Raw genomic sequence first — 24,062 nt, forward strand, 5'->3', positions numbered from 1 at the left:
CGCCATCATGTCCACCGCCAATCCCTTTCCCGACATCCCTCTGCTGGCCGCCGAGGCCGGCCGCTACGCCTGGCAGGACATCCGCCTGGTGCCGGTGGCCATGGACGCGCCGCCGCCGGACGCCGCCACCCTGCTGCGCGCCTTCTCCCAGGCCATGCCGCGGTGGGCCAATATGCTGATGCGCCTGCGCGACCGGCTGGTGGCGCCGCTGGGCCTGAAAACCGCGAAAACGGAACTGGACGCGGTCGCCGGCCCATATCGGCAAGGGCAGCAGCTGGGCGTGTTCCGCATATTGCACCTGGGTGAGCACGAGGCGGTGCTGGGCGAGGACGACCGCCATCTGGATTTCCGGCTGGTGCTGCGCTGGCGGCCGGGCCAGCTGTGCGTCGCCACCCTGGTGCGCGCGCACAATCCATTGGGACGAGGCTATCTGGCCGTGGTCACGCCCTTTCACCACCTGATAGCCGGCGCCTCCGCCAAGCGCATGGCCGCCGCGCTGGCGAATGACATGCGGTAATCCTGCCTTTGCGCGGAGCGCGCGGCAGCGCTACCTTTAGCTGAACAACAAGGACCGCGGCGCGCGTGCGCCGCCGCGGCCGGACAACAGCGCCATAAGCGGCGCGAAGGCTGAGGGCGCTCTCATGATTACCACTATCAAGGCCAAGATCCTGGCCGGTTCCGGCTTATTGATCCTGATAGGCTTCGGCGTGCTGGCCGGCGCCAATATCTACAACAGCTACCGCAACGCGGAGGCGGCGGTGCTGGACCACGCCCGCCTATTGGCCAAAAGCGAGGCCGGCCGGGTGCAGCGCAAGCTGGGCCAGACCTATGACTCCGCGCAGGCGATGGCTGAAGCTGCCCTGGCGGTCAAGAGCGCCATGCCGCCGAACGGCCGCTCGATGCTGTCCGAAGTGGTGAAACGCCAGTTGCCCAACAATCCCGACGCGGTGGGCTACTGGGTGGATTGGGAACCCAACGCCTTCGACGGCCGCGACGCCGAACTGGCCGGCAAGCCGGAAAACGACAGCACCGGCCGCTACGGCGTGTACTGGGTGCGCAAGGGCGGCAAGGTGGACGTGGTGTGGGGCGGCGACGGCGTGGACAGCAGCCCGTATTACGCCGAGCCGCGCCGCAGCGGCAAGCCCACGCTGACCGAGCCCTATATCGACCCCGACGTCAAAATCCTGATGGGCACGGTTTCCTTCCCGCTCAGCCTGGGCGGCAAAGTGCTGGGCGTGGCCGGCTGCGACATCGCGCTGGGCCACCTGCAGAAACTGGCGGAGCAGGTGCGGCCCTACGGCAGCGGCTATATGAGTCTGTATTCCAATGGCGGCATGCAGCTGGCTGGCTTGCGGCCGGAGGGCAACGGCAAGCCGGCGCAGGACCTGCCGGCCGAGGCCAAGGACGCGATCCGCGAGGGCAAGCCGGATGAGTACCGCGGCGGCGACGGCTTCCGCCATTTCATCATGCCCATCGCGGTGGGCCAGGCGGAAAAGCCGTGGGCCGTGCGCATCTCCATCCCGGAAGACGAGGCCTTCGCCCCGGTGCGCGCCGCCAGCTGGCAGGCCGCCGGCATCAGCTTGGCCATCCTGGCGCTGATCCTGCTGCTGCTGGGCGCCACCCTGAGCCAGTTGCTGCGGCCGTTGGGCCGCCTGCAAGGCGCGATGGCCGAGCTGGCCGCCGGCGACGGCGATCTGACGCGCGAACTGGCCATCGCCAGCCGCGACGAAATCGGCCAGGCCGCCGGCGCCTTCAATGTCTTCATCGCCTCCTTGCGCGCCATGATGCTGGACGTGCGCCGCCATGCCGTCGACGTGCTGGGCTCGGTGCGGCAGCTGGGCGGCGAGGTGTCCAGCATACGCGACAGCTCGGCGCGCCAGTCCCAGGCCGCCACGGCCACCGCCGCCAGCGTGGAGCAGTTGTCGGTCAGCGTCAGCCATATCGCGGAATCGGCCCGCGTGGCCGAGCAGCGCGCGCGCGAGGCGGACACGCTGTCCGGCCGCGCGGCGGCCGACGTGGAAGCCACCGCCGCCGAGATCAACCGCATCGCCGGCAGCGTGCGGCAATTGGCGGAAGTGCTGTCCGGCATGCGGGAGCGATCAGACCAGATATCCGGCATCGTGCTGGTGATACGCGACATCGCGGACCAAACCAATCTGTTGGCGCTGAACGCGGCGATAGAAGCCGCGCGCGCCGGGGAACAGGGCCGCGGCTTCGCCGTGGTGGCGGACGAAGTGCGCAAGCTGGCCGAGCGCACCGCCCAGGCCACGCTGGAGATAGGCGGCGTGATCCAGACCATGCAGCGCGATACCGCCGACGCGACCGGCAGCATGGACGGCGCCTTGGGCCAGGTGGAGCGCGGGGTGCGGCTGGCCGAGGCATCCTCGCAGTCCATCCGGCAAATCAGCGGCCAGGCGCAAGAGGTGGTGACGGCGGTGGGCGACATCGCCGCCTCCACGGCGGAGCAGTCCAGCGCCAGCCAGGAGATCGCCCGCCATATCGAAAACATCCACGGCATGCTGCTGCAAACCGACGATTCCATCCACCAGGCGCGGCAGGCCACGGAAGCGCTGGCGCGGCTGGGCGAGGAGCTGGAGGGCCTGATAGGCCGCTTCCGCTTGTAGCGCGCCCGGAAAAAAAGCCCACCCCGCTTTGCGGCAGGGTGGGCTGCTTGAATCGCGCCTAGCCAATCCAGTGGCCGGCCGCGCATCGCAGGCCTATTTGGCGTTCAGCGTCTTGGTGGTCAGCGGGGTGGAGGTGACGGTGAACTGCACGGAAGAACCCACCTCGCCGCTGATATTGACCGTGACCGGAGAGGTCAGCAGATAGGTGCCGTCCGGCTGCTTGACCGATCCCGGCAGGTTCTGGCTGTAGTAGTACAAGCCGTTCTGCGTCACCGTGGTGGGCGGCACCTGGCCGATGGAGATGGTGGCCACGCCGGAGTAGCTGGATTGCGGCGGCACGTTGAAGGTGATCTGCTGCTCCAGGCTGACGGTGTTGGTATTGGTCGTGGTTTGCGACGACGAGGTGGTGGACGTCACCGAGAACGAGGTGGTCAGGCTGGCCTGGATGGAATCCACATCCGGCACGCCCTCCGTCGCCGTGACGGTGGCGGAGATCGACGCCATGGTTTCGTATTGCTGCGTGGTGGTATTGGAGATTTCCACCGTCTTGCCCACCGCCACGGTGTCCGTCACGGTCAGCACCTCGGACGAGGCATTGGTGCCCTTGATGGTTTCGGTAAAGGTCTGGCCGGGCAAAATGGGCGAGTCGACATCGACCGTGACCGACGACACCACCGTCTTGACCGGCGCAATCAGGCTGTAGGAGAACGCGCTGACCTTGTCGTTCATGCCGCTGGTGGTCAGGTCCACCGCGGCCGGCGTGGTGTACGTGCCGAAAGCGTTGCTCGCCCCTAGGGTGATGGACTGGCCGCTGCCATCGGCATTGTTGGACAGCGTCAGCTGCTGCGGCGGCGTCAGGCTGGGGAAGTTGACCGAAGAGCCTTTATCCTGCAGCCACCATTTGGCGATGGATACCGGCTGGGCGGTGGGCCATTCCGTGAGAAAGATCGTGGCGAAAGTGCCGCGTTGGGTGGTGTCGGCAAACAGCTGGAACCAGCCTTGGTCCAGCTCGACATCGCGCCAGATGCCGCCGCTGAGGCAATCGTTGGCGCCGTAGGCCACCAAGTCTATGGTTTGGGTCTGTCCGTTGCCGATCAGGTCCACGCAGACGCCGGCGTTGGAAAAATCGTAAGGATTGGCGTTTTGCACCACGTTGTCGCACAGCGTGCAAACCACCCCTTCCGGCAGATTAAATACGATCCAGGTTGCATTGTCTTGCAGCGAGGTGCCGGAGAAGGAAAAGAAATGGCCGGATGGATACTGCGGGCTGGTGGTGTCGATGGTGAGGGACGCGCTGTTCCAGTTATTGTCCTTGTACAGAATGATCTGGCCAGACGGGCACGTGCCGGGGTAGGCCGTGGAAGTTTTCGGCGGGACATAGAACGGCGGCTGGTAAACATTGTTGCCCATGTCAATCCTTTCTTGCCTGTATGAACGCCATCTGCGGCGAATGAAAAAGCAGAGCCAAGCCTTGGCTGGCCATGGCATAGCACTGGCAGTTTGGCGTCGGCCGGCAATGGCGGTGACGCGCGCAACTGAACCATGGGGATGACCGAGGCCTGCTGGCGTTATAAGGCGGATTGCCGGCCAAGGCATCAGCGTAGGAATACCTAGCCATGCGGCAGTGGCAGGGGCCTGCGCGATGGCGCAGCCTTCTCGCGGCCATCATGATTTGCCGCGGTACTCCTCTGCTGGGTTTGAGGCGGCGCACGGCAGTCCGAGGCGGGGCGATCAATCATTGCGCACATAGCCCATAGAGCAGGGGCATGGGCGAGAGGGCATGGATTTGCCAGGCATGGGATCACATTAGAATAGAAATTGAATAGATTAAATGTACTGAAGAAAATCAAACACAAGCCATTCGTCTGATTGTTTGGATGTGAATGAATGGGCCTAGCAATGGAGTGTGGTGGTGATGACGGTAAAGCCGCAAGCAAGAGTAGTGCAGGCGGTAAATTTCCCCCTTATGTTTTATTGTATTGAGATAGGAAACATAATCTGCAAGCTGGATATGGCGATTTGAATAATCCATACCCAAATAAAATTAGGTATTTGCACTTAGCTCACCTATCCTTATGATTTAAAACAACTTTCTTGAAATAATTCTTTGTGGGTGTGAAATTAAAGTGAATGACCTTGATTGAGAGAAAACCTCTGCTATAGCTACAAGGCCAGTAAGTTGCTGGCTAAAAAATGAGGGTATCTAAAAATGGCTTTCTCTTCTTTTCCCTATTTCCTTACCTACAGCCAAAATACCACCCTGGGCATCACTGCCAATGACTCGATGAGCGGCTCCCAATTGTCGCTGCGCCAAATCCAAGGCAACTTCCTGTCCCTGTTCAACATTGATTTCGAAAATGGCGTGTTTGGTCTGGCTACCAGCGGCAACCAACTGGTGCTGGATGTCAGCGAAATGGCCAGCGGCAAGCCGTTGGTGCTGAAGCCGTACAATTCGAGTTCGATGACTCAGCGTTGGGACTTCTACACCCGTCCGGGTTTCATCCTGAGTCGCCAGAACCCCAATCTGGTGATCGATAACCAGAACCGCGGCGGCAATGGCAGCCTGATCTGGTTGTTTGAATTCAACGCCTCGCCGGCTCAGCAATGGGCATTCAAGCCGTTGACTTCGGCCCAGCGCTCGGAACTGCTGTTCTCTGAACAAGCTTAATTCCACGCACGCGCACCGGGAGTGGGGCCATGCCCCCTCCTTGTTTTTTCTGGGAGATATGGATGTCCTTCACCAGTGTGCCCTTCTTTATTACTTACGCTGACAATCCAGAATTAGCGCTCTGCGCCGAAGATTCCATCAAAGGCGCGCCATTGGTGCTGAAGCCATTGCAGGGAAACATGTTGGCCCTATTTAATGTGGACTTTGTCAGCGGGCTGTTTGGACTCGCCACCAGCGGCAACCAGCTGGTCATCGGCGCAGAGAAAATCGAATTAGGCGCACCATTGAAAATGCAGCTATTGGATGATGCGGACAAGGATAAGCAACGCTGGGATATCTTCTCCGCTCCAGGCGATATCATCAGTTATGCCGACCCTACATTGGCGATTGGCCTGTGCGCCGGAACCGATAAATTGCACCCGCTGGAATTGACCGAGCTGGATTACGACCGTTACCCGCAGTGGATACTGCGCCCCTTCACCGTGGTGCGGTCCAAGGCCGTTGCAAACTACGCCTAACAGGCCGTTGAAAAACCAACAGCCATTCATTTGGTATAATCATCAACATCCAACGAACCGCGAAAGCACCCGATGAGAGGCGTCCGCAACGACAGTCAGACGAGCCTGTTCAGCTACATCCAGCTGGAAGATCGCATCCCGGCCAATCACCCGCTGCGCAAGATCCGCCAGATGGTCGACCTGGTGCTCGGCTCGATGAATGAGGTATTCGACGGCTTATATTCCCGCGTCGGGCGGCCTTCGATTCCGCCTGAACATCTGCTGCGCGCCTCCCTGCTGCAAGTGCTCTACACCATCCGCTCCGAGCGGCTGCTGGTCGAGCAACTGGACTACAACCTGCTGTTTCGCTGGTTCGTCGGCCTTTCCGCCGATGCCCGCGTCTGGGATCACTCGACCTTCTCGCAAAATCGCGACCGCTTGTTTACCGAAGACGTCGCCCGCGCCTTCTTCATTCGCGTACGCAGCCTGGCCGAGTGGGGCAAGCTCACCAGCGACGAACATTTCAGCGTCGACGGCACGCTGATCGATGCCTGGGCTTCGCACAAAAGCTTTGTTCGCAAGGATGACGATACCTCCCCACCCGCAGGGCGCAACCCGGACGTCGATTTCCGGGGCGAGAAGCGAAGCAACCAGACGCATCAATCGCGAACCGATCCGGAAGCGCGACTGGCCCGCAAGAGCGCCGGCGACGCCAGCCGCTTGTGCCATATGGCCCATATCCTGACCGAGAACCGCAACGGCCTGGTCGTGGACGTCTCGGTGTCCGAGGTCAATGGCCACGCCGAAAACGTCGAAGCGCTGAGCCTGTTGCTGCGCAATGCCAAGAAAGGCAGCACCGTCGGCGCGGACAAGGGCTATGACACGCCTGCTTTCGTGAACGGCTGCCGAGGCTTGGGCATCACGCCGCACGTGGCGCGCAAGCGTGTCGGCAGCGCCATCGACAGCCGCACCACGCGCCATGAGGGTTACGCGATCAGCCAGCGGCGACGCAAACGGATCGAGGAATGCTTCGGCTGGCTGAAAACCGTCGGAGGCCTTCGCAAAACCAAACTGATCGGCCGGGCCAAACTGGCCGGGCAAACTTTTTTAGCGTTTGCGACCTATAACCTGATCCGCATGGGCAGCCTGTCCGGTTGCTGGGGCGGATCGCATGTATAGGGCGTATTGCGCCCAAAATCGCCGGATAACTGGCAAACAGCCTGAAAACCCAGGCAGAGAACGGACTTATTGGCATTCTGCCCGCTGAAACCGCCCATTTTTGTTCATACGGAAATGGGTTGGGGCAAGATCGACGTGTTTTTCAACGGCCTGCTAAGGCAAACGGTTGCTGAGATTATGGTGGCATGGCTTGCTAAGTGCCGACGGCATGGACGCGCTAGATAGATGTAGCAGCAGCCAGCCATACACATTGGTCATGAATAAGTCATGCCCAGCAACGCCGCCAAAGCCTCAACATCCCCACCCGCCCGTTTTCACCGTAGGCGCATGCACTTTTTGGCCTGAAATGGCGAACAGCGCAGCCAAGCGGCGCAGGCAGGGATTACGGAGAGGGCGCCGCTAACCGGAGCACTACGCCGGGAAGCCTCTTGCTTCTCATGGCGCAAGTGGCAGGGACGAGCGGGAGCGATTGCCGAGCTACCAAGTACGAGCGGCAGGACTGCGGACATGGCATGTAGCCAACCCGCGCTACAGCAGCGCCGGAATCTGTAATGAGCCTGCGTTTGAAAGAGATAAAGCCCACCCCGCCATCAGGCTGGGTGGGCTTTTGGTTACCCCCGGCCTTCCAGCTGGAAACGGGCCTGCAGTAGTTGCTGGTAAAGCGGCATCAGCAGGCTGTATAGCTGGCGGGCGGGCAGGGTGTTTTTGTCCGCCAGGCGTAGCATGTCCAGCAGTGAGTGCAACCGGTTGGCCGCGCGGGCAAGGGTCTGGCTGCTTTCCGTCATGGTTTCGTCTATATCGGCAAACAACCGCGCCAGGCGGGCTACCGGCAGGCGCAGGTCTGCATGGGCCGAGTGGGACAGCAGGCTTTGAAGCTGGGCAAAGGTTTGGTTCAGTTCCACCAGCGGCAAGGCGGATGCGGGCAGGGTATGGCCGCCCAGCCAGCGGGCGCGGGCAGAGGCATGGCGGCGCGGTTTGGGGTGCGGGGAAAAAACGCGGGGCATGGTCCATCCTCCTGAGGCGTGGACAGGAAAAAAGCCGGGCCTGCACCGGGCCGGCCCGGCCAGCGCGGGTGGCTTACAGCACCTTGCTCAGGTAGCCAAGCGAGGCGGTGATCTGCTTATCCACCGGCTGCAACAGCTCCTTCAGCCGGCTGGAAGGCAGGCGGATGTCCTCACCCAGGCAAGACAGCAGGTCCAGCAAAGCCTGCAGGCCCAGCTGGCTTTGCGCCAGCAGGCAAACAGACTCCACCACCGCGTGCTCGATCTCCCGGCACAGGTGGGCCAGCTGGGCTGCCGGTGCGCGCAGGTCTGCATGGTCTGGCTGGGACAGCAGCACTTGCAGCGCTTCAAACGCCGTATGCAGCTGGGCCATGGCCAACAGGCTGGCGTGGCTAGGGTGGGTAGACATACCGGAATGGACCAGCCAGCGCTGGCGGGACGACGTGGAGTGGGGTACGGCAAAGTGAGACGCACTGCGGGAAATGCTTGTCATGGTAAGGCTCTCCGAGATTTAGGTGCTCACCTGCATCTCCGACGCCAATCGGGGGGTGGCAGGCACAAGGCGGGATTGGCGTTACCGGAATCTCGGAACCGGCGCATCTAGGATGCTCCCACCAAGGCCCGCCATAATTGCGCGCAGCAATGGTGTGAGGACTGGAGCTTTCGCTACAGTCCGCCGAGATTCGTCGGGACGCCAATCCCGGTGCCGCTATTGAACGGCACGAGGTCAATTATCCGGTGGGGGGATCAGGCTGGCAAGGCTGGGATTAACACTTATTCCAGTCTTGCGGCCGTAGGCGGCCGGTTTGGTAGTAGGTGGAGACCAGTTCTACGAATTCGCGCATGTCTTCGTTTTCTTCCACTAGTCGGTGGACCGATTGCCAGTCGACATCCTGACGGGCGCGGGCAGGGACAACGATCTCGCTTTCGCTGGGGTTGCTGCTGTCCAGCACGATGACGCCTATACCGTGCAGTGCGGATAGCATGCGCAATTCGTCTTCCGTGTCTTTGCCGACGATGCCGGTGCAAACCAGGTAGCCTTCATTGGCCCAACTGGCGTTGCTGACGGCCTGGAAGAAGGACTTGCGTACATTGCCCCGGGTCAGATCTTTCTTTACTTCAAAAGCCCACAGCCGCACACTTTGTCCGCCACCGTGCAGCACGCAGCTACGCACCAATTCGTGCCAGTCTTTAGCCACTGGTTGCATGGCCACCAGGTCAGGGTGCAGCCAATGGTTGCCGCCGCTGCCGCGCTGGTTACGTGAGCGTTTTTCGTCTACACGCAGGCCATACAAGGACAGTTCGGTTTGCAGATATTGCATCAGTAGCGGATAAAGCTGGTGCTCGCTTAGATCGGCCTGTTCGGCCATTGGGCTGTCGTCTTCGTCTTCTTCAATTACCGTTTCTGCCGCCGCATCCATGGCTTCATACCAGTACACCCGTGGTCGAGGCTTGTCCTGCCAGCGTATTTGGCTATCCGCGCCGATGATGGCATCTTTCTGTGCACCAATCTCCGCCACCACCTGCGAGATAAATGCCTTGTCGTTGGCAAAGCGCGGGTTACTGCGCTTGTCGGCGTAGTCTTCCGGGTATTGATTCACGATGGCGCTGGCAATCTGGCGGGCAGTGAAACGCTGGCCGGGGTGACTGCGCAGCAGCTGGGCAACTTTTTGGGATTGGGACAGGCGGCTCATGTCAATGATCTAAAAATGCAAAAGTGTCATGATACAAGATGCCATATGGTTTACCCATCATTGCCGTAACATTCATTTTCATGCTCGGTAACAGCGGCAGGGAGAAGCCGTTCAGCTCCGTCTGGGCTGGTTTGCAGCCTCTGCAGGTGCGATCTGGGGTACACTTGCGGGATAGAGATTTTCGATGATGTTCAAATCAATTCACTAAAGCAGATAGGCGCTACGTCATATCAAACGGAAGATAAAATCGCATGGTTCAGCCAAGTAATTTCAGCTTTCTAAGTGAACACTCGCCGCTGTTGGCAGATCTTGGTGCCACCGCCGAGCGCATTTTTCCGTTTGATCCGCCAAGCTGTGTCGTCAAGCTACGCCTGCTTTCTGAATCACTCGCGCAAGAAATTGCCGCCCGCATCGGTGTGCCGCAGCAGCAGACCCAAGTGGACTTGCTGCGGGCAATTGACGGCCGCTTCAACCTGGACCCGCAAATCCGCCATCTTTTTCACTTGCTGCGCAAAACCGGCAATATTGCGGCGCATGAAGTGGGAGCGCGCATTGGTTATCGCGAAGGCTTGGAAGCGCTCAAGGTGGCACGTGAGATTGCCATCTGGTTTCATCGCACTTTTGGCAAGGCCACAGAATTCAATCCCGGGCCGTTTGTGCTGCCGGATGACCCTAGCCGCAAATTGGCAGCGCTGCAGCAGCAAATCGCCACGCTTAATTCTGAACTGGGTGCCGCGCAAAGCGCACAGGAGCAGATGGCGCAGTTGTTGAGCCAACAGGCTGAACAGGAACAACTGTTGGCGCAACGTGCACAGGAAGAGAGCGCCGTTTATCAGCAGCTCGCAGAGGAAGCCAGCCAGCGCTATTCCGAGCTGAAGGCGAGCTTTGACCAGCAACTGGCAGAGGCCTCCAAAGCGATAGCGAGTAGCGACTTGCCCAAGTTTGCCCGCCGTGCGGCAGATGCGGCCCGCAAGGTGCAATTGGACGAAGCCGCTACGCGCCAGATCATAGACCAGCAGCTGCGTGATGCCGGCTGGGAAGCCAATACCACCGAATTGAGCTACGCCAAGGGGGCTCGTCCAGCCAGAAACCAATACCGCGCCATTGCCGAGTGGCCTACCATCGGCCGCCAGGCCGCCGATTACGTGCTGTTTGCCGGGCTCACGCCTATCGCCGTGGTGGAGGCCAAACGTGCCAATGCCAACGTGGCAGGCAAAATCCCCCAGGCAGAGCGCTATGCGCGTGGTTTCCGCCTGGAGGCGGAGCAGCAGCCGGCTTGGCAACTTGCCGGTTTGGCTGGCCCGTGGCCGGATGGGCAAGATGGCTATTTCCAGGTGCCGTTTGTGTATTCCAGCAATGGACGCGACTATATCCAGCAGTTGGCCGAGCAAAGCGGCACCTGGTTTAGGGATGTGCGCTCGCCGGCCAACTTGGCGCGGCCCTTGATGGATTTCCACAGCCCGGACGGCCTGATCGACCAGCTTAAGCGCAGCAAACAGGCAGCCGAAGCCCTGCTCAAGCAAGAGGGTTTCAGCTACCTTAAGCTACGTGACTACCAGCAAAAAGCCATCCAGGCGGTGGAGGCCGCGCTGGAGGAAAACCGGCCCAACTGCTTGTTGGCCATGGCCACCGGCACGGGCAAAACCCGTACCATCATCGGCTTGATGTATCGCTTTCTTAAGGCCGAGCGCTTCCGCCGTATCTTGTTCCTGGTAGACCGCACCGCGCTGGGGCAGCAGGCCACTGATGCATTTAACGAAGCGCCGCTAGAGCAAAACCAGCCGCTCTCCACCATTTATAACGTGGCGGAACTGGGCGACATGGCGGCAGAGGCAGAAACCCGTATCCAGGTGGCCACCGTGCAAGCCATGGTCAAGCGCATCTTCCAGTCTGATACGCCGCTGCCGGTGGATGAGTTCGACTGCATCATCGTTGACGAGGCGCACCGCGGCTATACGCTGGACCAGGAAATGACCGAGGGCGAAATGGCGGTGCGTGAGCAGACACAATACCTGTCCAGCTACCGCCGTGTGCTCGATTACTTCGACGCGGTCAAGATCGGCCTAACCGCCACCCCGGCCAAGCACACCACCGAAATCTTTGGCAAGCCGGTATACACCTACTCCTACCGCGAGGCAGTGGCGGATGACTGGCTGATAGACCACGAGCCGCCCATCCGCTATCAAACGCTACTCAGCCAAAACGGTATTACTTTTTCCAAGGGCGAGCAGGTCGAGGCGATCAATACCGCCACCGGAGAAATCGAAACCGCCGAACTCGACGATGAAATGACATTCAACGTCGAAAGCTTCAACAAGCGCGTAATCAACGAAGACTTCAACCGCGTGATCTGCGCCCAGCTGGCGCAAGAGCTGGACCCGTTTGGCGAAGCCAAGACCATGATCTTCTGCGCCACCGACCTCCACGCCGATATGGTCAAGCGCCTGCTGGATGCCGAGTTCAAAGAGCTGTACGGCGATGAATACAACCAAGATGCCGTGCGCAAGATTACCGGCCAGTCGGACAAGGTGGATCAGCTGATCAAGCGCTACAAGAACGAGCGCTACCCCAATATCGCCATCACGGTAGACCTGCTCACCACCGGCATAGACGTGCCCAAGATCAGCCACCTGGTGTTTATGCGCCGGGTACGCTCGCGGATTTTGTACGAGCAGATGATAGGCCGCGCCACCCGCCGTTGTGACGAGATAGGCAAAACCATCTTCAAGATTTACGACCCGGTGGACATCTACGCCGCGCTGGAAGCGGTCAACACCATGAAGCCGCTGGTGAAAGACCCCAACGTGACGCTGGAACAGCTGGTGGACGAATTGAATAACCCGGTCAGCTTTGATGCGCCAGGAAGCCAGCCCGATCATAGCCACGCGCATGACGTGCTGGATGCTCTGAGCCAGAAGGTAATGCGGGTCTTGCGTCAGGCCAGTCACAAGGCCGAGAAAAAGCCGGAGCTCAAAGAGCGGCTGAACCAGCTAGAACAGCTGTGGGGCGTGGCGCCTGACCAATTGCACCAACACTTGCGCAAGCTGGGCCCGCATGCCGCTGCTGACTTTGTGCGCCAGCACCATCAGCTGCTGCGCCAGCTGGCCGAGGTGAAGCAATTGCTGGGCAGCGAATATCTGCCGCTGCTCTCGCAGCACAAGGACGAACTGGTGGCGCGTGAGCAAAATTATGGCGCTTACGCCAAGCCGGCCGACTACCTGGACAGCTTTGGCCAATTCATCCGCGAACACCTCAACCAATCCACCGCGCTGGCGGTGGTGGTGAACCGCCCGCGTGACCTGACGCGCGAACAACTGAAGGCGGTGCGCTTGCTGCTGGATGAACACGGCTACAGCGAAGCCAAGCTGCAAACTGCCTGGCGTAACCAGACCAACCATGAAATCGCCGCCAGCATCGTCGGCTATATCCGCCAGGCCGCGCTGGGCGAGGCGCTGCTGCCGTTTGAACAGCGCGTGGCCCAGGCCATGCAGCGCATCTACGCGTTGACCAGCTGGACCCCGGTACAACGGCAATGGCTGGACCGCCTGGCCAAGCAACTGGTGCATGAAGTGGTGATAGACCCGGACTTCGTCAACCGCGTCTTCGCCAGCCACGGCGGGGCTAAGAAGTTGGACAAGCTGCTGGGCGGCCAATTAACGCCAGTACTACAACAACTGGCAGACACGCTATGGACTGGCGCGGCATAATACTCAGCAATAGATACTCCAGCGGGCCGCCAGGCCCGCTTTCCCATTCAAGGCCTACCCCATGAGCAATAACGACATCGTTCAGAAACTGTGGAACCTCTGTGATGTGCTGCGCGATGACGGCATCAACTACTCCGACTACGTCACCGAACTGGTGCTGCTGCTGTTCATCAAGATGGAGCACGAGAACACGCAAAGCGGCCTGCTCTCCAAGCACATGCTGCCGGAGACCGCGCGCTGGCCGGTACTGGCGGCATTGAGCGGAACCAACTTGCTCAATCATTACCGCGCCACGCTGCTCAAGCTCAGCACCAATAGCGACCCGCTGATCGCCGCCATCTACGCCAACGCGCAAACCAGCCTCAAAGAACCGCGCCACCTGGAGCAGTTGATCAAGAGCCTGGACGCCATAGACTGGTTCTCCGCGCAGAAAGACGGCCTGGGCGATCTGTATGAAGGCCTGCTGGAAAAAAACGCCAGCGAAACCAAATCCGGCGCCGGCCAGTACTTTACCCCGCGCCCGCTGATCGACAGCATGATAGAACTGCTGCGGCCGCAGGCGGGCGAAACCGTGCAAGACCCAGCCGCCGGCACCGCCGGCTTCCTCATTGCTGCCGATGCTTACATCAAAAAGCAGACGGATGATCTGTTTGACCTGAACGAACAGCAGCAAGCCTTCCAGCGCAACAAAGCCTTTATCGGCATGGAGCTGGTGTCCAACACCCGCCGCCTGGCGCTGATGAACTGCCTGCTGCACGGCATGGAAGGCGACGAGGAAGGCGTGGTGCACCTGGGCAATACTCTGGGTAGCGCCGGCAGCCGCTTGCCCAAGAGCGACATCATCCTCAGCAACCCGCCGTTTGGCACCGCCAAGGGCGGCGGCGGCCCCACTCGCGACGACCTGACCCACACCACCAGCAACAAGCAGTTGGCCTTCCTGCAACACATCGTGCGCCACCTCAAGGACGGCGGCCGCGCCGCCGTGGTGCTGCCGGACAATGTGTTGTTTGAGTCCGGCGTTGGTGCCGACATCCGCCGCAGCCTGATGGATAAGTGCCGGTTGCACACCATCCTGCGCCTGCCCACCGGCATCTTCTACGCCCAGGGTGTCAAAACCAATGTGCTGTTCTTTGACAAAGTCAGCGAACACGCCACCGGCAGCACCCAGCAAGTTTGGGTCTACGACCTGCGCGCCAATATGCCCAAGTTCGGCAAACGCACGCCGCTGACCCGCGGTCACTTTGCCGAGTTCGAAGCCGCCTATGCCCCGCTCTCCGCTGACGAGCGAGGCATGGGAGGCGAGGGGGCACCGTCGCACGGCCCACGCCAGGACCTGGGCGAAACCGGCCGCTTCCGCGTCTTCAGCCGTGCCTGGATCGCCGAGCGTGGCGACAGCCTGGACATCAGCTGGCTCAAGGATGACAACGCCGAAGACGCCGCCGACCTGCCGGAACCTTCAGTTTTAGCCAATGAAGCACTGGCCGAGCTGGACGCGGCGATGGAGGAGCTGCGGGCGATTTTGGCGGAGTTGGGGGAGGTAACCGAAGAATGAGTAGATTCCCTGGTTCATGGATAATCTCCGAGCTTCAAGACATCGTTCCTGCTCCGCAACAAGATATTATTGATGGTCCTTTTGGTTCGAATCTAAAGGCGTCTGAATATGTTGATGCTGGCGTGCCTATTATTCGACTGCAAAATGTTTCTCGATGCAAATTTATAGAAAAAAACATTAAATATCTTAGCCGTGCAAAGTCGGAACAGTTATTTCGTCATAACTTTTTAAGTGGGGATATTGTTATAACTAAGCTGGGTGACCCGCTTGGTAAAGCGGCAATTGTTCCTCCAGCTTTGGAATTTGGTATAATTGTGGCGGATATTGTTCGCCTTCGCATCAATGAGAATTTCGCGAACGGAAAATATATAGCTTACGCTATAAACTCTCCTGCAGTATGCACTTACTTGGCGAGCATAACTAAGGGGACGACTCGACAACGAGTAAATCTGGGTAATATTCGAGGTCTTTCTATTCCCCTCGCCCCCCTCCCCGAACAAAAACGTATCGCCGACAAGCTCGACAGCATGCTCGCGCGCGTCGATGCCTGCCGTGAGCGCCTGGCCCGCGTCCAGCCGCTGCTCAAGCGCTTCCGCCAATCGGTGTTGGCGGCAGCAACTTCGGGGCGTTTGACCGAGGATTGGCGGGCGGAGCGAGCACCTGATTACAAGTCAGGTGCTCAAGTATCTGTTGGCGGTTTGGTTGATCAGGCAGCCATATCTCAAGAATGTTCGGCTTCGCAAGCTCAGCCTGGCCTGCTTGCTGCTGCATCATTAGGGAGTGCTAGCTACTCGTCCCAGTGCTGGGCTGGACCGACAGATAATCCTGCTAATACGCAAAGTAATGTGTTGGGCAATGAGCGTAGTTTTCTAAGTCCACTCAATAACGTACGAAAACGGATTGAGCAGGAATTAAAAGGTAAACGTCGTGATGAGGTAATGCAACTTTTTTCTGTTGTGAGAACATCAGAAGATCTACCAAAATATTGGTACACATGCCCAGTTGGTGTCGTTGGCTTAGTTTTGAATGGTAGCACGCCTTCGCGTGCAGATGTTTCACTTTGGGGTGGGGAGATACCATGGGTAAGTTCCGGTGAGGTTAGAAATAACCTTATTCATGAAGCCCGAGAGTGTATTTCGCAAGCAGGTTTTGATTCTTGCTCAGTTAAAGTTCTGCCAAAAGGTAGTGTGCTGATCGCTATGATTGGTGAAGGGAAAACACGCGGTCAATCAGCCATTTTGAAGATTGAAGCAACGATTAATCAAAATATTGCTGCAGTAGTGCCTTTTGATGAAGTGATTTCTTCAGAATATCTGTGGTATTCATTTCAAGCAAAATATGAGGAGAATCGCTCAGAAGGTAGTGGTACGGGACCGCAGGCGTTGAATTGTCAAAGAGTCCGGGAATTACTTATTCACTTACCGCCACTCGAAGAGCAATACGAAATCGTCCGCCGCGTCGAAACGCTATTCGCCTTCGCCGACCGGCTGGAAGCTCGCCTCGCCGCCACGCAAAGCGCAGCCGACAAGCTGACGCCATCCTTGCTGGCCAAAGCCTTCCGTGGCGAGCTGGTGCCGCAAGACCCGAATGACGAGCCGGCCGCCGAGCTGCTGAAACGCTTGGCGGCGCAACGCGCGGCTGTACCCAAGCCCAAACGCGGGCGCAAGGCGGCCTGCGCCGGTGACTGAACCATGCCCGCCCCGCGCCCGGTGAAGCTGTTCCACATCACGGCCATCGCCAATCTGCCGGCCATCCTGGCCACGGGGGCCTTATTGGCCAAAAATGCCGGTGCTGCGGCGGGCATCAATTACCAAAACATCGCCCACCGTGGGGCGCAGAGCACGCGCGCGAGCCGGGAAGTGCCCAATCCGCCGGGCGGGCGGATTCATGATTTTGTGCCCTTCTATTTCGCGCCGCGCTCGCCCATGCTGTATGCCATCCATGGCGGCCAGGTGGATGGCTGCACATTGCGGCAGGACGATATCGTGCACTGGGTCACCACGGTGGAGGCCGTTACTGCCGACGGCGCGCCGTTTGTGTTTTACGACCGCAATGCCACGCTGCGCTATAGCGTGGCCAGTACCGATCTGGCCGAGCTGGACAGCCTGGTGGCGTGGGACGAATTGCTGGCCGAACCGCGGCTGGATGGCTATTGCCAATACTGGCAAAACAATGCGAAGCATCCTGACCGCATGGAGCGGCGCATGGCGGAGTTTCTGGTGCATGAGCGCGTGCCGCTGCAGCATATGTTGGGGATTGGGGTGTATAAGCAGGCTAAGGCCGAGGAAGTGCGTGCGATATTGGACGTGCATGGGCTAAACTTGCCGGTTAAAGTGAAGCAAGCTTGGTATTTCTAGGAGACGGACATGGCTATTGAGACAATGCGCGGCGATTTGCTGCGGCAGGAGGATGTCGATGCCATCGTCAACACGGTCAATTGTGTCGGCGTGATGGGCAAGGGCATCGCGCTGCAATTCAAGCACAAATGGCCGGCCAACTTCCAGGCTTACCAGGCGGCCTGCCGCGCCGGCACCTTGCGCCCCGGCAAGATGTTCATCCACGACAACGGCGCGCTGGCCAAGCCGCACTATATCGTCAACTTTCCCACTAAAGACCATTGGCGTGGCAGCTCGAAACTGGAATACATCCAGGACGGGTTGCAAGACCTGGTGGCGCAGATTCGCCAGCTGAGCATCCGTTCCATTGCGATTCCGCCATTAGGTTGTGGCAACGGCAGGCTGGACTGGGCCGAAGTGCGGCCCTTGATCGAGCAGGCCTTTGCCGCCTTGCCTAATGTAACAGTGCGGCTGTTTGAGCCAGCTGGCAGCCCCGCCGCGCATAGCATGGAAGTGCGCACGGCACGCCCGCGCATGACGCCGGGCCGCGCGGCCATCCTGAAGGTGCTGGATACCTATCGCGAGCTCAATTACGGCCTGACCAAGGTGGAAGTGCAAAAACTGGCGTACTTTCTGCAAGCCGCCGGGCAGGACTTGCGCCTGACTTTTGTGAAACACCAGTTTGGCCCGTATTCAGATCAGCTGCGCCATGCGTTGACCCGGATGGAAGGCCACTTTATTCGCGGCCTGGGTGATGGCGTAAGCAGCTCAGAGATTGAACCCATCCCCGAGGCGCTGGCCGAGGCGGATGCGTTTATCACGGAAAGCCAGGCGGAGCTGGGCGCCCGGGTGGAGCGGGTGAGCCAGCTGATTGAAGGTTTTCAATCGCCGTATGGCATGGAGCTGCTGGCCACCGTGCACTGGGTGGCCACGCATGAGCCGTCTGTCCATTCCACAGATGAAGCCTTCCATGCCATACAGGCGTGGAACGATCGCAAGAAAAAGTTGATGAGGCCGGAGCAGGTAGCTGCCGCCTGGCAACAGCTGCAAGACCTGGGCTGGTTACCGGGCGCTTCCGCTACGCAAAAGACAACGCTGAAATCCACAGCATCAATCGCAGCTCATTGATCTTGCACTGCTAACACACACTGTTGGCGGAGGCTCCTGTTGTATTGGGGCGCTCCACCGGAGATCTGACGCAGGCAGGCAAAAGCAGAAATAGAAAAGCGGCCGCTCGGCCGCTTTAAACATAATGTTTAAAATTAAAAATTTATTTTAAACATCTATATTGCGTGCGATCAAGGCATTGCCTTCAATGAACTGACGTCTCGGCTCCACCTCGTCGCCCATCAGGGTGGTGAACACGTCGTCCGCGCCCATCACGTCTTCGATGCGCACCTTGAGCAGGCGGCGCACGGCTGGGTCCATGGTGGTTTCCCACAGCTGTTCCGGGTTCATCTCGCCCAGGCCTTTGTAGCGCTGGATGTTCATGCCCTTTTTCACTTCGGCCAGCAGCCAGTCCAGCGCTTCGCCAAACTCGTTGACTGGTTTGACGGTTTCGCCGCGTTTGACGTGGGCGCCTTCGCGCAGCAGGCCGCCCAGCAGGCTGCCGGTTTTCTTCAGTTCCGCGTAGTCGCCGCTGTCCAGGAAGTTTTGGTCCAGCACCGTCACCAGCACGTTGCCGTGCAGTTTGCGGATGATCTTGATCAGGTGGCCGTCGTTCTTTTCGTCGCGCAGCAGTTGCAGGTCTATGGTTTCCGCCGGCAGGTGCTTGGAGAGCTCCGCCACGGTATGGTCGGCCTGTTGCTGGCTTTCCAGCGACAGCGGGCCGGTTTTGAGCATGGCTTCCAGCACCAGCGGGTCGATGACGCGGCTTTCGCGTTCCATCACCGCGCGGGCCAGCAGGAACTGGCGGGCGATTTCGCCCAGGGTTTCGCCAGACAGCGGGGCTTCGCCTTCGGCCGGGATCAGCTCGGCTTTTTCCAGCGCCAGCTGCAGCAGGTATTGGTTCAGTTCGCCGTCGTCTTTCAGATAGCGTTCCTGTTTGCCGTGCTTGGCCTTGTACAGCGGCGGCTGGGCGATGTAGATGTGGCCGCGCTCTACCAGCTCGGTCATCTGGCGGTAGAAGAAGGTGAGCAGCAGGGTGCGGATGTGCGCGCCGTCCACGTCGGCATCGGTCATGATGATGATGCGGTGGTAGCGCAGCTTGTCCGGGTTGTACTCGTCCTTGCCGATGCCGCAGCCCATGGCGGTGATCAGGGTAGCCACTTCCTGGCTTTGCAGCATCTTGTCGAAGCGGGCGCGTTCCACGTTGAGGATCTTGCCCTTCAGCGGCAAGATGGCCTGGAATTTGCGGTCGCGGCCTTGCTTGGCGGAGCCGCCGGCGGAGTCACCCTCCACTAGGTACAGTTCGCACAGCGACGGGTCTTTTTCCTGACAGTCGGCCAGCTTGCCGGGCAGGCCCAGGCCGTCCATCACGCCCTTGCGGCGGGTGATTTCGCGGGCCTTGCGCGCGGCCTCGCGGGCGCGGGCGGCTTCCACGATCTTGCCGCAGATGATCTTGGCGTCGTTGGGGTTTTCCAGCAGATAGGTTTTCAGCGCTTCGCTGATCACTTCATTGACCACCGGGCCGATTTCGCTGGAAACCAGCTTATCTTTGGTCTGGCTGGAGAACTTGGGGTCCGGCAGCTTGACGGACAGCACGCAGGTCAGGCCTTCGCGCATGTCGTCGCCGGTGGTGTCCACCTTGGCCTTCTTGGCCGCTTCGCTCTCTTCGATGAACTGGTTCAGCGTGCGGGTCATCACCTGGCGCAGCGCGGTCATGTGGGTGCCGCCATCGCGCTGAGGGATGTTGTTGGTGAAGCACTGGACGTTTTCCTGGTAGGAATCGTTCCACTGCATGGCCACTTCCACGCTCATGCCGTCCTTCTCGCCATAGCCGTAAAAGACTTTGGGATGCAGCACGGTCTTATTGCGGTTCATGTATTCCACGAAGCCGGCCACGCCGCCGGAGAAGGCGAAGTTTTCTTCCTTGCCGCTGCGCTTGTCTATCAGCTGGATGCCCACGCCCTGGTTCAGGAAGGACAGTTCGCGGATGCGCTTGGCCAGGATGTCAAAGTGGTATTCGATGTGGCCGAAGGTGTCCACGCTGGCAAAGAAGGTAACTTCCGTGCCGCGGTGGCTGGTATGGCCGGTGACGGTGAGCGGGGCCACCGCGTCGCCACGGCGGAATTCCATCTCGTGCACCTTGCCGTCGCGCCAGATCTTCAGCTTCAGCCAGTCGGACAGCGCGTTGACCACGGATACGCCCACGCCGTGCAGGCCGCCGGAGATCTTGTAGCTGTTGCTGTCGAATTTGCCGCCGGCGTGCAGGATGGTCATGATGACCTCCGCGGCGGAGCGGCCTTCTTCCGGGTGGATGTCGGTGGGGATGCCGCGGCCGTTGTCTTCTACGGAAACGGAGTTGTCCGGGTTGATGGTGACCTTGATGGTGTCGGCATGGCCGGCCAGCGCTTCGTCAATGGCGTTGTCCAGCACTTCAAACACCATGTGGTGCAGGCCGGTGCCGTCGGAGGTATCGCCAATATACATGCCGGGGCGCTTGCGCACCGCATCCAGGCCTTTAAGCACCTTGATACTGTCCGCGCCGTATTCTTGTTCGCTCATACTCACACTTTCCATATGGCCGCGCCGCCGGGGTGAAACAGGCTGCGCGGCCGGTCATTCTTAAATCCGGGAGGCGGCGCATGGCCGCCCGCTGACTCCGTTTGCTGCGTCAGATGCGCATCGGCATCACGATGTACTTGAAGTTGCTGACGTCCGGAATGGTGAACAGCGCGCTGCGGGCGGAATCGCCAAACGCCAGCTGCAGGGTGTCGGCCGGCAGGTTGGTCAGCACGTCCAGCAGGTAGTTGATGTTGAAGCCGATTTCCAGGGTGCCGCCCTGGTAGGCGATTTCCAGTTCTTCCTCGGCTTCTTCCTGCTCGCTGTTGGTGCACAGGATGGACATCTTGCCCGGCGCCAGCACCAGGCGCACGCCGCGGAATTTCTCGTTGGCCAGGATGGCGGCGCGCTGCAGTGCGTGCAGGAATTCCAGGCGTTCGATCAGGAAGATCTTGTCGTTGTCCAGCGGGATGACGCGGTTGTAGTCCGGGAACTTGCCGTCCACCACCTTGCTGATGATGACGGTGGCGCCAAAGCTGAAGCGCACCTGGTTGGCCAGCACTTCGATCTTGATTTCGTCGTCGCTGTCTTGCAGCAGCTTGTACAGCTCGATGATGGTCTTGCGCGGCAGGATCACCTCGGCCTTGGGCAGGGTGGCGGTGACGTCGGCGCTGGCGAATGCCAGGCGGTGGCCGTCGGTGGCCACCAGGCGCACCTGGTTGCCGTCGGTCTGCATCAACAGGCCGTTCAGGTAATAACGGATGTCCTGCACCGCCATGGCGTACTGCACCTGGGAGATCAGGCGCTTCAGTTCGCGCTGGGAGAGGCTGAAGCTGGATTCGCCGGCGCTGGCCACGGACAGCAGCGGGAAGTCTTCCGCCGGCAGCGTTTGCAAGTTGAAGCGGCTCTTGCCGGCCTTCAGCACCAGGCGGCCGCCGTCCAGCTGCTCCAGCGTCACCGTGGCGTTGCCCGGGATGGCGCGCAGGATGTCCTGCAGCTTCTTGGCGGAGGTGGTGAGGCGGAAGTCTTCGCCCGGCAGCTCGTCGCTGCTGGCGGTGGTGATCTGGATTTCCAGGTCGGTGGCCAGGAAGCCGACTTGGCCGCCCTTTTTCTCGATCAGGACGTTGGACAGAATCGGCAGCGTGTGGCGACGCTCGACAATGCCGGTGACTGCCAGCAGGGGCTTGAGCAGGGCATCGCGTTCGGCTTGCAGGATCAGCATGTGGCGGGCTCCCAGTAGAGGATGAAGAGTCGTTTCATGGTTCGATTAATTGCGCAGCATGGAAAGCAGCGCTTCGTAGTCATGCGCGATGTCCGCGTCGTTAGCGCGCATCTCGGTAATGGTTTTGCACGCGTGCAACACGGTGGTGTGGTCCCGGCCGCCAAAGGCGTCGCCGATATTGGGTAGGGACAGCTGGGTCAGCTCCTTGGCCAGGGCCATGGCCACCTGGCGCGGACGCGCGATGTCGCGGCTGCGCTTCTTGCTGTGCATGTCGGACAGCTTGATCTTGTAGTACTCGGCCACCGTCTTCTGGATGGCGTCCACCGTCACCTGGCGGTTGCCGGCGGCCAGGATGTCCTTCAGCGCTTCCTTCACCAGCTCCAGCGTGATGTTCTGGTTGGTGAAGCGGGCGTAGGCCACCACGCGCTTGAGCGCGCCTTCCAGCTCGCGCACGTTGGAGCGCACGTTCTGGGCGATGAAGAACGCTACGTTGTGCTCCAGCTTGATGCTGTCGGCCTCGGCCTTCTTCATCAGAATGGCCACGCGCATTTCCAGCTCCGGCGGCTGGATTTCCACCGTCAGGCCCCAGGAGAAGCGCGAGATCAGCCGCTCTTCCATCCCTTCAATCTGCTTGGGGTAGCTGTCGCAGGTCATGATCACCTGCTTGCCGCCCTCTATCAGCGCGTTGAAGGCATAAAAGAATTCTTCCTGGGTGCGGTTCTTGCCGGCGAAGAACTGGATGTCGTCAATCAGCAACAGGTCCAGCGAGTGGTAGTAGCGCTTGAACTCATCAAAGGCCTTGTGCTGGTAGGCGCGCATGATGTCGGCCACATAGCGTTCGGCGTGGATGTAACGGATCTTGGCTTGCGGGTTCTTTTGGAACACGTGGTTGCCGATGGCCTGGATCAAGTGAGTCTTACCCAGGCCCACGCCGCCGTAGACAAACAGCGGGTTATAAGCCTGGTCGCCCGGGTTTTCCGCAATCTGCATGGCCGCCGCGCGCGCCAGCTGGTTGCCCTTACCCGTCACCAGCGTGTCGAAGGTGAAGGACGGGTTCAGGCGCGTGCTTTCATGGCTGCCGCCTATGGCCTTCACTGCCGCCTGCTTGGCCGGGGACGGCGCGGCCGGCGCGCTGGGCGTGGCCTTGGCGGGCTCCTTGGCCTTGGGCTGGCTGCTGGCGGCCGGCTGCAGCGGACGCGCCGACGGCGCGCCCAGGCGCAGCTCCACCGGACATTCGCCAATCAGTTCCACGGCCAGCTCCTCGATGCGGGCGAGGAAACGGTCCTTGATGAACTGCATGATGAAGCGGTTGGGCGCGAACAGCGCAATGCCTTCGTCGCCGGCTTCGGCGGTCAGCGGCTTGATCCAGGTGTTGAACTGTTGCGAAGACAGTTCGGCCTCCAGTCGGGCGAGGCAGGCAGGCCAGAATTGATCCAGTTCAGTCATTACATACACGCATGTGAAAGCGAAAAACCCGCTGAGCGCGCTCGGCTGGCAACAGCGGGATGAGCCGTTCGCGGCACGGGTGCAACGGCGCGCGGACGGCGGATGTTCGGTATGGAAGCGGCCGGCGAACTGCGCTGTTTCAAACGCGGCGGGATAGTGGACCCTGGGTGCGTTCATTTGTTGTGCAGCCGCTCGGCAACGGTAAACCCCGACATTCTAACGTTTTTTTGCAAAGTTATCCACAGGGGTGCAGAAAATTCCTCGTTGACAAACGGCTCATTATCGAGTCAAATCACGCGTTTATTTCCGTTTCGAAACAGGAAACCCATATCATGAAGCGTACTTACCAACCGTCCAACACCCGTCGCAAACGCACTCACGGCTTTCTGGTCCGCATGAAGACCCGCGGTGGCCGCGCCGTCATCGCCGCTCGCCGCGCCAAGGGCCGCAAGAAGCTGGCCGTCTAAGTCCTT

At 60.1% G+C, this 24,062-nt stretch carries 18 protein-coding genes; 11 read left to right on the forward strand and 7 right to left on the reverse strand.

Translation table 11 applies throughout. The features are described from left to right. The first annotated feature begins 7 nt into the window (after positions 1-7). Positions 8-517 (forward strand): DUF2867 domain-containing protein, encoded by a 510-nt coding sequence (locus tag FYK34_RS17980; RefSeq protein ID WP_168209796.1) that lies wholly within the window; start codon positions 8-10, stop codon positions 515-517. Positions 518-641: 124 nt separating this feature from the next. Then, positions 642-2,624, forward strand: coding sequence for a methyl-accepting chemotaxis protein (locus FYK34_RS17985; RefSeq protein ID WP_149298863.1), 1,983 nt, complete (start codon positions 642-644; stop codon positions 2,622-2,624). Positions 2,625-2,717: 93 nt separating this feature from the next. Here the strand turns inward: FYK34_RS17985 and FYK34_RS17990 are convergent, their stop codons facing one another. After that, positions 2,718-4,034 carry a hypothetical protein gene (locus FYK34_RS17990; protein WP_149298865.1) on the reverse strand — a complete coding sequence of 439 codons (1,317 nt, stop codon included), beginning with the start codon at positions 4,032-4,034 and terminating at the stop codon, positions 2,718-2,720. 799 nt (positions 4,035-4,833) lie between these two features. On the opposite strand from FYK34_RS17990, the gene FYK34_RS17995 reads away from it, so the two are divergent. From FYK34_RS17995 to FYK34_RS18005, 3 genes are all read left to right on the forward strand, one after another. Next, positions 4,834-5,292 carry an RICIN domain-containing protein gene (locus FYK34_RS17995; protein WP_149298867.1) on the forward strand — a complete coding sequence of 153 codons (459 nt, stop codon included), beginning with the start codon at positions 4,834-4,836 and terminating at the stop codon, positions 5,290-5,292. Positions 5,293-5,354: 62 nt separating this feature from the next. Further along, positions 5,355-5,810: a hypothetical protein gene (locus tag FYK34_RS18000; protein ID WP_149298869.1), complete on the forward strand. Its 456-nt coding sequence runs from the start codon at positions 5,355-5,357 to the stop codon at positions 5,808-5,810. A 72-nt stretch (positions 5,811-5,882) separates the two neighbouring features. After that, positions 5,883-6,968 (forward strand): IS5 family transposase, encoded by a 1,086-nt coding sequence (locus tag FYK34_RS18005; RefSeq protein ID WP_149298871.1) that lies wholly within the window; start codon positions 5,883-5,885, stop codon positions 6,966-6,968. A gap of 611 nt (positions 6,969-7,579) precedes the next feature. Here FYK34_RS18005 and FYK34_RS18010 read toward each other — a convergent pair. From FYK34_RS18010 to FYK34_RS18020, 3 genes are all read right to left on the reverse strand, one after another. Further along, complete coding sequence (locus tag FYK34_RS18010) at positions 7,580-7,972, reverse strand: DUF1484 family protein (protein ID WP_149298873.1); 393 nt, start codon at positions 7,970-7,972, stop codon at positions 7,580-7,582. A gap of 73 nt (positions 7,973-8,045) precedes the next feature. After that, on the reverse strand, positions 8,046-8,378 hold the full coding sequence (locus FYK34_RS18015) for a DUF1484 family protein (RefSeq protein ID WP_231137310.1): 333 nt from the start codon (positions 8,376-8,378) through the stop codon (positions 8,046-8,048). A 358-nt stretch (positions 8,379-8,736) separates the two neighbouring features. Further along, complete coding sequence (locus FYK34_RS18020; RefSeq protein WP_149298878.1) at positions 8,737-9,663, reverse strand: COG2958 family protein; 927 nt, start codon at positions 9,661-9,663, stop codon at positions 8,737-8,739. Between the two features lie 251 nt (positions 9,664-9,914). On the opposite strand from FYK34_RS18020, the gene hsdR reads away from it, so the two are divergent. The 5 genes from hsdR to darG all read left to right on the forward strand — a co-directional run bounded on the left by hsdR (position 9,915) and on the right by darG (position 18,386). After that, on the forward strand, positions 9,915-13,370 hold the full coding sequence (gene hsdR / locus FYK34_RS18025; protein ID WP_149298880.1) for a type I restriction-modification system endonuclease: 3,456 nt from the start codon (positions 9,915-9,917) through the stop codon (positions 13,368-13,370). 61 nt (positions 13,371-13,431) lie between these two features. Continuing rightward, positions 13,432-14,922, forward strand: a complete 1,491-nt coding sequence (locus FYK34_RS18030) for a class I SAM-dependent DNA methyltransferase (RefSeq protein ID WP_149298882.1) — start codon at positions 13,432-13,434, stop codon at positions 14,920-14,922. Next, positions 14,919-16,610, forward strand: a complete 1,692-nt coding sequence (locus FYK34_RS18035; RefSeq protein ID WP_149298884.1) for a restriction endonuclease subunit S — start codon at positions 14,919-14,921, stop codon at positions 16,608-16,610. Before FYK34_RS18030 ends, FYK34_RS18035 begins: the two co-directional genes overlap by 4 nt. 3 nt (positions 16,611-16,613) lie before the next feature. Further along, positions 16,614-17,279: a type II toxin-antitoxin system toxin DNA ADP-ribosyl transferase DarT gene (darT, locus tag FYK34_RS18040; protein ID WP_149298886.1), complete on the forward strand. Its 666-nt coding sequence runs from the start codon at positions 16,614-16,616 to the stop codon at positions 17,277-17,279. Between the two features lie 9 nt (positions 17,280-17,288). Further along, positions 17,289-18,386: a type II toxin-antitoxin system antitoxin DNA ADP-ribosyl glycohydrolase DarG gene (gene darG, locus FYK34_RS18045; RefSeq protein WP_149298887.1), complete on the forward strand. Its 1,098-nt coding sequence runs from the start codon at positions 17,289-17,291 to the stop codon at positions 18,384-18,386. Between the two features lie 147 nt (positions 18,387-18,533). On the opposite strand, the gene gyrB is transcribed toward darG, so the two are convergent. The 3 genes from gyrB to dnaA form a co-directional block, all read right to left on the reverse strand. After that, complete coding sequence (gyrB, locus tag FYK34_RS18050; RefSeq protein WP_149298889.1) at positions 18,534-20,924, reverse strand: DNA topoisomerase (ATP-hydrolyzing) subunit B; 2,391 nt, start codon at positions 20,922-20,924, stop codon at positions 18,534-18,536. A gap of 109 nt (positions 20,925-21,033) precedes the next feature. Further along, positions 21,034-22,143, reverse strand: coding sequence for a DNA polymerase III subunit beta (gene dnaN, locus FYK34_RS18055; protein ID WP_149298891.1), 1,110 nt, complete (start codon positions 22,141-22,143; stop codon positions 21,034-21,036). Positions 22,144-22,188: 45 nt separating this feature from the next. After that, on the reverse strand, positions 22,189-23,589 hold the full coding sequence (gene dnaA, locus FYK34_RS18060) for a chromosomal replication initiator protein DnaA (RefSeq protein ID WP_149298893.1): 1,401 nt from the start codon (positions 23,587-23,589) through the stop codon (positions 22,189-22,191). 332 nt (positions 23,590-23,921) lie between these two features. On the opposite strand from dnaA, the gene rpmH reads away from it, so the two are divergent. Further along, positions 23,922-24,056, forward strand: coding sequence for a 50S ribosomal protein L34 (rpmH, locus tag FYK34_RS18065; RefSeq protein ID WP_021477546.1), 135 nt, complete (start codon positions 23,922-23,924; stop codon positions 24,054-24,056). Positions 24,057-24,062 lie beyond the last annotated feature (6 nt).

Source organism: Chromobacterium paludis, from assembly GCF_008275125.1.
GTDB classification, from domain to species: Bacteria; Pseudomonadota; Gammaproteobacteria; order Burkholderiales; family Chromobacteriaceae; genus Chromobacterium; species Chromobacterium paludis.

What these genes read in the sequence shown, in the direction of transcription:
- FYK34_RS17995 (WP_149298867.1), top strand. Translation starts at nt 4,834, where the DNA reads ATGGCTTTCTCTTCTTTTCCCTATTTCCTTACCTACAGCCAAAATACC.
- FYK34_RS18035 (WP_149298884.1), top strand. Translation starts at nt 14,919, where the DNA reads ATGAGTAGATTCCCTGGTTCATGGATAATCTCCGAGCTTCAAGACATC.
- gyrB (WP_149298889.1), bottom strand. Translation starts at nt 20,924, where the DNA reads ATGAGCGAACAAGAATACGGCGCGGACAGTATCAAGGTGCTTAAAGGC.
- FYK34_RS18015 (WP_231137310.1), bottom strand. Translation starts at nt 8,378, where the DNA reads ATGTCTACCCACCCTAGCCACGCCAGCCTGTTGGCCATGGCCCAGCTG.
- FYK34_RS18000 (WP_149298869.1), top strand. Translation starts at nt 5,355, where the DNA reads ATGTCCTTCACCAGTGTGCCCTTCTTTATTACTTACGCTGACAATCCA.
- darT (WP_149298886.1), top strand. Translation starts at nt 16,614, where the DNA reads ATGCCCGCCCCGCGCCCGGTGAAGCTGTTCCACATCACGGCCATCGCC.
- FYK34_RS18020 (WP_149298878.1), bottom strand. Translation starts at nt 9,663, where the DNA reads ATGAGCCGCCTGTCCCAATCCCAAAAAGTTGCCCAGCTGCTGCGCAGT.
- hsdR (WP_149298880.1), top strand. Translation starts at nt 9,915, where the DNA reads ATGGTTCAGCCAAGTAATTTCAGCTTTCTAAGTGAACACTCGCCGCTG.
- FYK34_RS18010 (WP_149298873.1), bottom strand. Translation starts at nt 7,972, where the DNA reads ATGCCCCGCGTTTTTTCCCCGCACCCCAAACCGCGCCGCCATGCCTCT.
- dnaN (WP_149298891.1), bottom strand. Translation starts at nt 22,143, where the DNA reads ATGCTGATCCTGCAAGCCGAACGCGATGCCCTGCTCAAGCCCCTGCTG.
- darG (WP_149298887.1), top strand. Translation starts at nt 17,289, where the DNA reads ATGGCTATTGAGACAATGCGCGGCGATTTGCTGCGGCAGGAGGATGTC.
- rpmH (WP_021477546.1), top strand. Translation starts at nt 23,922, where the DNA reads ATGAAGCGTACTTACCAACCGTCCAACACCCGTCGCAAACGCACTCAC.
- FYK34_RS17985 (WP_149298863.1), top strand. Translation starts at nt 642, where the DNA reads ATGATTACCACTATCAAGGCCAAGATCCTGGCCGGTTCCGGCTTATTG.
- FYK34_RS17980 (WP_168209796.1), top strand. Translation starts at nt 8, where the DNA reads ATGTCCACCGCCAATCCCTTTCCCGACATCCCTCTGCTGGCCGCCGAG.
- FYK34_RS17990 (WP_149298865.1), bottom strand. Translation starts at nt 4,034, where the DNA reads ATGGGCAACAATGTTTACCAGCCGCCGTTCTATGTCCCGCCGAAAACT.
- FYK34_RS18005 (WP_149298871.1), top strand. Translation starts at nt 5,883, where the DNA reads ATGAGAGGCGTCCGCAACGACAGTCAGACGAGCCTGTTCAGCTACATC.
- FYK34_RS18030 (WP_149298882.1), top strand. Translation starts at nt 13,432, where the DNA reads ATGAGCAATAACGACATCGTTCAGAAACTGTGGAACCTCTGTGATGTG.
- dnaA (WP_149298893.1), bottom strand. Translation starts at nt 23,589, where the DNA reads ATGACTGAACTGGATCAATTCTGGCCTGCCTGCCTCGCCCGACTGGAG.